The organism is Caballeronia terrestris, assembly GCF_001544515.1.
Classification (GTDB): Bacteria; Pseudomonadota; Gammaproteobacteria; order Burkholderiales; family Burkholderiaceae; genus Caballeronia; species Caballeronia terrestris.
In genome coordinates, this window is sequence record NZ_FCOL02000320.1 from 1 (window position 1) to 1,933 (window position 1,933).

Below are 1,933 nucleotides of genomic sequence, written 5' to 3' on the forward strand. Positions count from 1 at the left end.
GTACGCGGCGGGTTATGGGAGCAGCGGCGTGGTGTACATGCCGGTTCAGCCGCCGCCCGGATACTGATCGCGGTCGCCTCAGGGCACGGCCGGTTGCACACGATATGAGGCCACGAGTCTGCCGCTGGCCTAGGTGCAAACTTTCGAACGGTGGCTCACGCAGGATGGGAGCGAACGCGTCGTCGGCCAGAAAGGTATCCGTCAGCGTAACCTTGCAATTACCCAAATCTCCGCGGTTTTCTGTTTACTTTATCTATCAGGACTACATATCAATGAGATGAAAAATCGAACCAACCCTAAATCGGCACGTCAGGCAGACGCAGTGGCGACGCCGGACGATGGAGAGTGGATGGACCGCGAGGTCGCGGGTAGCAATTTCCAGGACGGCCGACTCGCCGCACGATTTCGGACATTACTCGATCGGTTGTGGAGGAGCGTAGGCCAGAGCATTCCACTCGCTTGCCAGGATTGGGCCCAAACCAAGGCAGCTTATCGATTTCTATCCAACGATCGCGTGAGTGAGCATGATATTTTGAGCGGACACTTTGAGGCAACGTGCGCTCGCTTCCGGGCAACGGAAGGTCCAATTTTGGTGCTGCAGGATACGACGGAGTTTTCATACCAACGAGATCAGCCAGAGTCGATCGGGCAATCGGCAAGATGCCTTACAGGAAACAGGTGAGCGGCAATCCACCGGTGCGTACCGTATGCGGCATCCTGATGCATTCAAGCCTCGGTGTCACGCCTCAGGGTTTGCCATTGGGACTGGCAGCCATCACGTTCTGGACCCGCAAAAAATTCAAGGTGATGTAACGCACAAAAAAGGCAATCAATCCAACACGCGTGCCGATCGAAAAGAAAGAGAGCTTTCGGTGGCTGCGTAATCTCCCGCAGTCGACAGTTCGCTTCAACGATCCAGATCGTTGCATTCATGTCGGCGATCGCGAGAGCGACATCTACGAATTATTCTGTACGGCACGAGAGTTAGGAACTCACTTTCTTGTGAGAACTTGTCAGGACCGTTTGGCCGCCGACGGCGAGCACACCATGAGTGACGAAGTGTCTGCAGTGCAGGTCAAAGGGTTACACCGCGTAGAGACTCGGGACGCGAAGGGCCATTCGTCGCACGCACTTCTCGAAATTAAATATTCTCAGGTCACGGCCTTGCCGCCGATCGGTAAACGAAGCCGCTATCCAGCGCTGCAAGTGACGGTGATCCATGCTACGGAACGAGGTGAGCCGACAGATAGGAAGCCGATCAAATGGAAGTTGATCACGGATTTGCCAGTGCGCTCCCGTCGTGACGCTATCGAAAAACTCGACTGGTACGCGATGCGCTGGAAAATCGAGACGTTTCAAAAGATTCTGAAGTCTGGTTGCAAAGCCCAAGAGTCGAGGCTGCGGTCGGCCGACCGGCTGGCCAACCTGATTTCTGTGTTTTGTATCCTTAGCTGCCGGATATTTTGGTTGACCATGATCAATCGATACGCTCCCGATGCACCCTCTCAAGTTGCGCTGACACTGGCTGAGGTCGAACTGCTCGACCAGGTTGTCAAGGAGACGGCCCGAACGGCCCATGCGCCGCCGTTATCGCGCAGTCTTATCAAACTCGCACAGCTCGGAGGTTACCTCGCCCGTGTCAGCGATCCGCCTCCTGGCGATACCGTCATCTGGCGCGGCTTGCGCCGCCTAGTCGATATCCAACTCGGCTTCGAGCTCGCAAAATGTGGGTAATTGCAAGCAGCTTAACCCGTCACCGGCTGGAAGATAGGTGCGAGACGAGCATTGTTGCGTCAGATCAGGACGAGACGAGGTAGGCAAGACGGCTCTCTGGGTCTCAGAACGTGTAGCCTTGATCGTGCCAGTAGTGCCAGTCCGCGACCGCGACTCGAGTCGGCTTATCGCCGCTCGACGGAACGATCTGAGCCAAGGG

Annotated in this window: 3 protein-coding genes; all 3 read left to right on the forward strand. The window is 56.1% G+C overall.

The window, feature by feature from the left end:
- Positions 1-349 precede the first annotated feature (349 nt).
- From AWB67_RS43690 to AWB67_RS41650, 3 genes are read left to right on the forward strand one after another with little or no spacing between them, the layout of a single operon-like run.
- Complete coding sequence (locus AWB67_RS43690) at positions 350-682, forward strand: IS4/Tn5 family transposase DNA-binding protein (protein ID WP_374729890.1); 333 nt, start codon at positions 350-352, stop codon at positions 680-682.
- Positions 679-813 carry a hypothetical protein gene (locus AWB67_RS43140; protein WP_268808169.1) on the forward strand — a complete coding sequence of 45 codons (135 nt, stop codon included), beginning with the start codon at positions 679-681 and terminating at the stop codon, positions 811-813. Before AWB67_RS43690 ends, AWB67_RS43140 begins: the two co-directional genes overlap by 4 nt.
- 30 nt (positions 814-843) lie before the next feature.
- A complete protein-coding gene (locus tag AWB67_RS41650) occupies positions 844-1,734 on the forward strand; it encodes an IS4 family transposase (RefSeq protein WP_200822412.1) in 891 nt (296 codons plus the stop codon).
- Positions 1,735-1,933: the final 199 nt, after the last annotated feature.

What these genes read in the sequence shown, in the direction of transcription:
- AWB67_RS43690 (WP_374729890.1), top strand. Translation starts at nt 350, where the DNA reads ATGGACCGCGAGGTCGCGGGTAGCAATTTCCAGGACGGCCGACTCGCC.